Origin of the sequence: Photobacterium sp. SP02 (assembly GCF_038519165.1) — a bacterium.
Classification (GTDB): domain Bacteria; phylum Pseudomonadota; class Gammaproteobacteria; order Enterobacterales; family Vibrionaceae; genus Photobacterium; species Photobacterium halotolerans.
Window position 1 is genome coordinate 1 of sequence record NZ_JASJOJ010000099.1, and the last position, 8,279, is coordinate 8,279.

The 8,279-nt window shown below is 55.5% G+C and carries 6 protein-coding genes and 1 tRNA gene; 3 read left to right on the forward strand and 4 right to left on the reverse strand.

All coding sequences use genetic code 11. From position 1 onward, the window contains the following. The coding region (locus tag P0Y67_RS23050) for a MotA/TolQ/ExbB proton channel family protein (RefSeq protein ID WP_446728867.1) at nt 1-63 on the reverse strand (63 nt) is incomplete at its 3' end. Nucleotides 64-182: 119 nt separating this feature from the next. On the opposite strand from P0Y67_RS23050, the gene P0Y67_RS21710 reads away from it, so the two are divergent. From P0Y67_RS21710 to P0Y67_RS21720, 3 genes are read left to right on the forward strand one after another with little or no spacing between them, the layout of a single operon-like run. Further along, a complete protein-coding gene (locus tag P0Y67_RS21710) occupies nt 183-2,486 on the forward strand; it encodes a proprotein convertase P-domain-containing protein (RefSeq protein ID WP_342393550.1) in 2,304 nt (767 codons plus the stop codon). Between the two features lie 7 nt (nt 2,487-2,493). Continuing rightward, nucleotides 2,494-3,942 (forward strand): Lcl domain-containing protein, encoded by a 1,449-nt coding sequence (locus tag P0Y67_RS21715; RefSeq protein WP_342393551.1) that lies wholly within the window; start codon nt 2,494-2,496, stop codon nt 3,940-3,942. An 11-nt stretch (nt 3,943-3,953) separates the two neighbouring features. Then, a complete protein-coding gene (locus P0Y67_RS21720; protein WP_342393552.1) occupies nt 3,954-4,517 on the forward strand; it encodes an Lcl C-terminal domain-containing protein in 564 nt (187 codons plus the stop codon). 70 nt (nt 4,518-4,587) lie between these two features. On the opposite strand, the gene P0Y67_RS21725 is transcribed toward P0Y67_RS21720, so the two are convergent. From P0Y67_RS21725 to P0Y67_RS21735, 3 genes are all read right to left on the reverse strand, one after another. Continuing rightward, the gene (locus P0Y67_RS21725) at nt 4,588-6,213 is read right to left on the reverse strand and encodes a methyl-accepting chemotaxis protein (RefSeq protein WP_342393553.1); all 1,626 of its coding nucleotides are present in this window, start codon (nt 6,211-6,213) and stop codon (nt 4,588-4,590) included. A gap of 276 nt (nt 6,214-6,489) precedes the next feature. After that, nucleotides 6,490-7,656, reverse strand: coding sequence for a lytic polysaccharide monooxygenase (locus tag P0Y67_RS21730; RefSeq protein ID WP_342393554.1), 1,167 nt, complete (start codon nt 7,654-7,656; stop codon nt 6,490-6,492). 542 nt (nt 7,657-8,198) lie between these two features. After that, nucleotides 8,199-8,274 (reverse strand) — tRNA-Asn (locus tag P0Y67_RS21735). Nucleotides 8,275-8,279 lie beyond the last annotated feature (5 nt).

Genomic DNA, 8,279 nt, shown 5'->3' on the forward strand with positions numbered 1-8,279 from the left:
GATAGCGGCAAACAGGCCCATCGCCGTTGCAACCAATGCTTCGGCAATACCCGGAGCGACCATCGCCAGTACACCCGGTATCAGGACGTGGCGGGTGTGAGCGAAGCCCAAACCACCTTTTCAACTGAGCCGGGCCGCTATTTCAGCGTCAACGCCAAGTACAGCTTTTAAGGAAAGCCGCAATGAGACGATATTTTCTGACGACGGCCGCGCTGCTCTGCAGCCAGGCTCAGGCTCAGCATCTGCTCTATCCGCTTGATACTGTCGCGATCCACGACAGTGATGCGGCGCTGGCGTATGTGCAGTCTCGCTATCCGCACACAGAGTCGCTGGCGCTGCGTTACACCCGCCAGAGCCTGCTGGGCAGCCATTACAATTTTGTTCAGCAAGACGCTTTGGGCCGGCCCTGTGAAGGGGCGATGGTGGTGACCACAGATCAGCACGGCCAGTTGTACCGTGTTTTCAACACCTTGCTGGATGAAACGGCAAACTGCGCTCTGAACCAGCCATTGCCACCCCGGCCGCACACCTTACTGACGCCGCCGGAGGGCGAGCGGGTTCAGACGGCCATGACAGTGTTTGATCCGGATCCGCGCACCGCAACGGGGCGGGCGCTTGAGGCCGGCCATGCCAATGTCGATGAGATTGTGATTCCGGCAGAAGCCTATCAAAGGGTCACAGGTGTCGAGGTGACCCGCAAGGACGGCCTGCTGTATCTGGCCAACGACAGGGTGATGGCGGTCGATATTACCGCCATCACAGATCTGGCGCTCGGGCCGCAGCAGGGGCTGGTGTCAGTGGCCGATAGCGAAGGTTTTGCTTTTACTCGCCAGGACGCGGCGTTTCGGGACGTCAATGCGTTTTACCACCTGGATCATTCGCTGCAGTACCTCGAAAGCCTGGGTTTTCGCGGTGAACTGGCAGTGTTTCGCGCCCCGCTGAAAATCGATGCGCAGGGCCAGAGTAGCAATAACTCCACTTACCTGACAGATGTCGGGATCCTGGCGATGGGAGTCGGGGGTGTCCCGGACAGTGAAGATGCCGACGTGGTGCTGCATGAATTCGGGCATGCCATTAACTATCAACTGGTTCCGGACTGGAAAGGCGGAGACAGCGAAGCCATAGGTGAAGGTTTCGGCGATTACTGGGCCGGGGCTTACAGCTTCTGGGTTCAGCGGGATCGCAGCGAACGCTTTGAGCTGGATGTGTTTGCCAACTGGGACGGCGCGGTCGGTGCGCTGAAAGCACGGCGCTCACTCAATGATCAGGAAGCGCGCTATTACCCTGAGATGGAATACCGGGCGCATGTTTCTGTGTTCGGTACCCTGGGTGATCAGCTGTGGTCGACGCCTTTGTTTCAGACACTGAAGCAGGCCGAAGCCGTCTATGGCGAAGCGGCGTTTGATGAATTCAACCGCGTGGTGCTCGAAGGGATGGCCGGGATGGGCTTTGGCATGAAAATGAACGATCTGGCCCGCTCTACTGTCGATGCCGCGCAGCGCCTCTATCCGCAGAAAAATTATGCCAGCTGGCTGGCCGACAGATTCAGACATCATGGCATTTTGCGCGATGCCGTGGTGCTGGATCAGGCCGCGTCGGCGCTGGCGGTGACGGACAATAATCAGACCCAGCTGTCTGTTGCTCTGGTTAATGCCAGCGAGCAGACACTGGCGGCGTTTCGTGCCGAACTGGCGATACCTGCACTGAACTGGCATCAGGTAGTTGCTGCTGATCACCTGGCTGCCGGTGCGATCAGCCGGGTTAATGAGTCGATCCGTATCCCGCAGGCGCTGCAGTGCGGGGAAAGCATTGCGCTGACGGCGGACATCAGCGTCACCGCCGATCCGGCACAACAAACCCAAAGCAGCCAGCAACAGCTGAGTTTCAGCTATGGCGTGCCTGTCTTGTCGCAACCCCTGCAGCAACTGAATCAGGCGCTGCCGGATGCCCGTCAGATCAATGAGGGCGGCAAGATCCTGTTGGGAGAAGCACTGTTCGCGCTGAAAGTGCCTGAAGGCACCGCCAATGTTTCTCATGATTTCGGTATTCAGCTGTCTGTTTCTCATGCCCGTTTTTCCGATTTGAAGGTGGTGATCCGTACGCCTTCAGGCCGGAGCTTTTCTCTGCTGGACTACCAGGCTTATCCGCTGACGGACAAAAGCTACACCTTCACTCTCAGCAATACGCCGGCACTGGCGCAGTTGCAGGGCGAACCTATGGCGGGTAACTGGGTGCTGGAAGTGACTGACAGGGTCACGGGACAGAGCGGCCAGCTCAGATCCTGGGGGATAGGGGCCGTGACTGGGTTTGACTGTGGCGAAACCGACACCGCAGCGAAACCTGAGGATAAACCAACCGCAGACAATACAGCGCAGCCTGGCAAGTCAGGCGCGTCCGGCGGTGGCGCGCTTGGGCTGTTCAGCCTGTTGTTTTTTGCTGTGATGGCGTTGCTGAGGCACCGTCCATTGAATGTCAATAATAAGTGAGAGTCAGATGAAATCTTTACAACTAGCAGCATTGCCGGTTGCGCTGGTCATGACCCTGAGCGGATGTAATGGCTCAGGTTCTGGCAGCAGCAAGGCAGATGATCAGGGGTTGCCGACTTATGACGTCAGCGGGCGCGTATCGTCGTCAAACCTTGGCCTGCCGATGACTGTGTGTGCCGATATCAACCGCGACTGGGCGTGCGGAGCTGATGAACCCTCGGTCAGCGCCAATCAGTATAACTTCACCCTCAGCAGCGCTGATATCCGGGTGAAAACCTCGCCCTTGCTGGTTCAGGCCAGCCCGGCGGTCTCGGCCCGCTCCTCGGCATCGTCATCTTTGAGTCTGGCGGCCCCGGCTGCCCGCGAGCATGCCTTCACCCTGATCAATGGCGTGACTACGCTGGTCATGGGTGAAATGCTGGCTGGTGCCAGTCTGGATGCCGCCGTTGCAGCGGTCAGCAACAAGCTCAAAGCCCTGGGGATTACCCCGCCGTCGGATCTGCTGACCGGCAGTGATGATGCGGCTCTGGCTGAGCTGGATACTCAGCTGGTGGCGCTGTTCGGGCAACTGGATGCCAGCCGTGACGATTATGCGGCTGCGGTTGCCGGCGCAGCCAAAGGCCTGGTGACTTACGGCCCGGATCTGCTGGCCGGCACGCTGAGTGCCAGCCAGATCCAGGAAATAGTGGCGCTGGGTCGGATGTCCGGCAAAGCGCTCAATGATACCGGCATGGTGCAGCACCTCAACCTGTCGAGCGGGCAGATGTCCGATCAGCCTGACAGCGGCACACCGGGTCAGGATGCCAGCATCGGGCTGGATGTGACTGACGGCGGTTTTAAATTCACCAAGCTGGACGAGAAGGGGCAGCCGCTGCCGCAGGACAGTGTCAGCTGGCAGTGTGTCAAGGATGAGCGAACCGGGTTGATCTGGGAAGTCAAAGCCGATGACAAGAGCTCGTACCGCGACAAGCATCGTATGTTTGCGCTGGAAACCGAGACTGTCACTCCCCATGCCGATGAAATCGCACTGGCTTCGTGCAGCACAGATCATCTGGCAGCCTGCACCACGCAGGCGTACAGCGAGAAACTGAATACCTCCGGCTACTGCGGCCAAACCAGCTGGCGGCTGCCGGCCATGAATGAGCAGTATGATCTGCTGGATTTCGGCGAAACGGCGACGGATGCGGCAGGCAACACCTATGGCCTGAAGGTGCAGTTCTTCAACGATCAGATTATCGGCCCTGAGAACCTGCGCTTTGGCTACTACTGGTCTTCGACCCTGCTGCGGACCGATCCGGGTTACACCGCCGGGAAAGCCATTACTTACCTGACCCAGATGAGCGGGGTGGATGGCGGCACCGGGCTGGGTGAGCTGTCAGCCTTTCAGGAACTTTGTGTGCCGGGTGAAGAGTGCCTGTCACCGAATGTGATGGCCGTTCGTATGGTCGCGGAATAAGGAATCAAACCATGTTGAAAAAGATTGTTGGGGCGCTGTTGTGCGCTCTGTGCTCCGCCAATGCGATGGCGGCATTTCAGTCCTGCTATCAGGATATCCCGGGCAGCGCACCGGATATCCGCTTTAAAGAGAATCGCAATGGCACAGTGACGGATTTGCAGACTAATCTGGTCTGGCGTCGCTGCCTGCTGGGGACCCGCTGGGATCAGCAAACGCAAACCTGTGAGGGCACGCCGGAAGCCTACAGCTGGAAGAAAGCGTTGTTCCAGATTGATCTTAACGAGAAAGGCGCTGTAATTGACGGTGTGTCAGGCTGGCGGATGCCCAGCATCAAAGAGCTGGTCAGTCTGCGCGAAGTGGCCTGTCTGGCACCGGCGGTGAATCTGAAGGCGTTTCCGGGACTGATCCGTACTGAAGAGGAGCAGTGGGCCATGACGTCTACTGTCTGGTCCTCGACACCCCATGCGCAAAGCCAGACCATACTGACCTTCGGTATCAGCGATGGCACTGTGGTGCATTACGGCTATCAGGATTTTGACTTCGGGGTCTTGCTGGTGAGTGATAACGCGCGGTAATTCAGGCTTTGGTGCCGCTAAACAACCAAACCCACAGTGCGTGGGGTTTGGTGTGTTCAGGGCTGGCTGGTCAGGATTTGAGAGTAAACTTCTGTGTCCACTGCTCCAGTTCATGATACAGACTGGTTAGCGAGCGGGTACTGCTATGGCTTTGACTGACCACGTCAGACAGCTGGTTACCGTTTTCTTCAATCATATTGATACGTGCTGAGATATCGTCGCTGACCTGTGTCTGCTCGGCGGCTGCGGTGGCAATCTGGTGACTCATTTCGGTAATGCTCTCCAGCGCTGAGACTATCTGGTTCAGTGCATCTGAGGCTTCCTGAGATTGCTGCACCGTGGACTGGCTGGTCTCGGCACAGGTTTCCATGGTTTGAATGGCATTGCGCGATCCGCTTTGCAGGCGGCTGATCATTTGCTGAATTTCCTTGGTGCTGTTTTGCGTGCGACCCGCCAGATTACGGACTTCATCGGCCACGACCGCAAAACCGCGTCCCTGCTCGCCGGCACGGGCTGCTTCAATCGCCGCATTTAAGGCCAGCAGGTTAGTCTGCTCAGCGATATCACCGATAACCTCCAGCACTCTGGCGATACTGTTCACTTCGGTATCCAGATGAGATACCGCCTGGCTGGCGATGCCTAACTGATCAGCCAGTCCCTGGATATTGTTAACGGTGGAGAGGATCAGGTTCTGAGTGACCTGGCTTTGCTGATCGGCACGCTCAGTATTGCTGGCCGTTTCACTGGCCGATTCGGCGACATTATTCGCTGAAGAGGCCATTTCCGTCATCGCAGTGGCAATCATGACGGTGGACTGCTGCTGGCTGTCGGTCAGGCCGGTAATCATGCCGGAACGCGACGATACCTGATCAATTTCGCTGCGCAGCGCCGACATGGATTGCTTGAGATTATTGATCAGTTCTGCCAGCGACAGGCTCATGGTCTGGACGGCATAGTAAATGCTGCCCGGCGCCGCCCGGTGGGCAAAATGCGTGGTGATCTTGCCATCGGCCACAGCCTGAACCGCGGCCTGCACATCGTCGGGTTCGCCGCCCAGCAGGTTAATAATGCGCTTACTGGCAAAAATCAGGACGCTGAGAATGGCCACTGTGATGAACAGGCACAGAACGAGCTTCCAGCTGGCGGTTGACCAGAAACGCTGGTTCACTTCGTTATAGCCAATCCCTGTCCCTACATACCAGCCCCAGTAAGGCGTCTGGCGGGCGATGGAAAATTTTTCTTCAATGCTGCCGTCGGGCTGTTTCTGGGTCCAGGTATAATGAGCAAGCTTGCCCCCGCTGGTTGCCACAGCCTGCTTGAGAATGTTACCGACACTGTTACCTTGGCCGTCTTTGAAGTCATGGAAGCTGGTGCCGTGCAGCTGAGGATCCAGCGGCGCAGCAATAAACATCAGCTTGCTGTCAGCCACGTAGACATATTCGTTATCTTTATAGATGTTTTTTTGCAACAGACGGGTCGCCAGTGCTTTGGCCTGAGGCTCATCGAGAATGCCTTCCTCAGACATCTTCTCGATTTCAGTCAGGATATTGTAGGTGCTGCTAAATAACTGCGTGACTCTGGATTCATTGTCCTGATTGCTGGCCATTCGCAGCGTCCACAGGCCAGTCATCATAATAAATAACAAAGCGAACAATATGATGCCGGATAGCCAATATGTTTGTGTCCTGAGTTTCATTCCCTGCTCTCTTGGTAATGCATAAGAGGCCTCCTGACATGCGGTAAGGAGGAGTTATTTTTCATCGTGAAAAAATAGTAATTCAGGTTGCGAAACGTTCAGAGAAGGAAAGTGACAAAACATGATCTGGCTTAAGAGGATAAGTTTTCGCTATTTACCTTTTGAATGAACTATGGTTACTGATTGATATAACAATAGTGTTCCGGGCTGGTAAGGGCAGGTGCTGCAGAGCGAACAAAGGGTGGTATTTTACAGCCCATACCACCCAGAATCCGGTTAGTTTAACTGCCAGACATCGGCCTGACCGGGCTGATCGCCTTTCGTCCACCATTTAGCCGTGTAGAGCTGGCCCTGATAGATGACTTTGTCGCCGGCCACATACACCTGACTCGCGAGCCACTCAGGGGCCGCCGGAACCACTTTGATATCCAGCTGGTAGGTGTATCCCTGATTTTTCAGGTAAACCTGGTTTCCGAACAGATCCTGAGTATCAAACGCAATGGCACCGCCGGTGTCTTGCTTGCCAACCTGGACCATTTGCGGATAAGCCTGATTGATTGTGGTAGCCAGAGTGTCTGCCCAGACAGCCTGAGACTGGTTGGCGGTAGTAATGGCTAACTGCTCTGAGACGGTTTCCTGGCCATTGTGGTCAAAAATACGGAACCAGGCTGACTCACCGGGCTGGGCTATGTCGGTGGATTTGACATAAGCGCCTGCGCTGGTCCAGCTATCCGGTTGACCGCCGTCTGTGCCTGCAAAGCGGATATCACTACAGTTATAGAAACCTTCACCTGCCGGGTCTGCGCGCTGCCAACGCGTGAACAGTACCGCATCTCCGGTACGATCCGTCGGCAGGGTGATGGTCATCTGGTAATACTTGAGGCCATTTATTGTGGTGGTCGGCACGTTACCTACTTCTGCCACCAGATCCAGATCTGCCCAGGCGAGCGATTGTGTCGCGCCGTCAAAACCAGGTTTACTGAGATAGAACTTCCAGAAGCTGGGACTGTGCGGTGTTTCAGCACGGTAAAGCAGTGTCAGCTGGCCATTGTCAGTGAGTTCCACCAGGGTTTTCTGCCAGTAAGGGGAGGGGAGATCGATGCCGGATTTTTTGCTATCGGCACCAGAACACAACGAGCCATCAGGAAGGGCTTGCTCGACCGCGGTCTGATTATTGTAATCTGAGACCAGCCGGGCAAACTCAGGTTTTTGGATAAAAGGGTACCAGCCTGATTGCAAAAAGGCGGCGCGGCAGGCGGCGTTTGGAATGGTTGAGCCGTCTGTTGTATCCCAATAACCCCCGTCACGATCGCAGATTTCCTGTCTGGCCGGCGGATAGTCCATATATCCATGGGCGTGAGCCGTGGCTGATAATGAGCTGAGCACTGAAGTGATACCAAAGCACAGCAGCCCTTTCCTCCATGAAGCGTGTTGAACCAACATTTTCTCTCCTTAAAACAAGTTTAATAGTGCGTGATTGCATTTAAGGGTTTGCACGAGGAGTGCTCAACTGGCAAATCAGAGAATGTAAAGAAGGGAAGTGACTCATAAACTGGCATCATAATTTTCAGCGCGTATTAAATACTTGGGAGTAAAAGCAGGTTTTTGATAAGCCATCGCCGCTCCAGACCATTGATAAAAAGCACATGACTATTTATTTGGGGCCAACAAAAGCGTGCTGGAAGACTACATAGAGCGTGTGGACGGCTTATAGATAGGAATACATCTACTGCGGGCAGGCAGAGCAAGGACGGGCAGACAGAAAAAGAAAAAACCCGGTCTTTCGACAGGGTTTCTAAAGTGGCTCTCCCTGCTGGAGTTAACGTGGCCGGCCAGGTGCGGCCGGCCAGGCCAGCGACAATGGATGCGCAGCATTCAGTATGTCGGATGATTTATGGCTGGTTAAGGGGATAACAACGCTGGATAGAGATGTTAAACGGGGCATATAAAGAAAAACCCCGGTCTTTCGACCAGGGTTTCTAAAGTGGCTCCCCCTGCTGGACTTGAACCAGCGACATACGGATTAACAGTCCGCCGTTCTACCGACTGAACTAAGGGGGAATTGT

What these genes read in the sequence shown, in the direction of transcription:
- P0Y67_RS21730 (WP_342393554.1), bottom strand. Translation starts at nt 7,656, where the DNA reads ATGTTGGTTCAACACGCTTCATGGAGGAAAGGGCTGCTGTGCTTTGGT.
- P0Y67_RS21710 (WP_342393550.1), top strand. Translation starts at nt 183, where the DNA reads ATGAGACGATATTTTCTGACGACGGCCGCGCTGCTCTGCAGCCAGGCT.
- P0Y67_RS21720 (WP_342393552.1), top strand. Translation starts at nt 3,954, where the DNA reads ATGTTGAAAAAGATTGTTGGGGCGCTGTTGTGCGCTCTGTGCTCCGCC.
- P0Y67_RS21715 (WP_342393551.1), top strand. Translation starts at nt 2,494, where the DNA reads ATGAAATCTTTACAACTAGCAGCATTGCCGGTTGCGCTGGTCATGACC.
- P0Y67_RS21725 (WP_342393553.1), bottom strand. Translation starts at nt 6,213, where the DNA reads ATGAAACTCAGGACACAAACATATTGGCTATCCGGCATCATATTGTTC.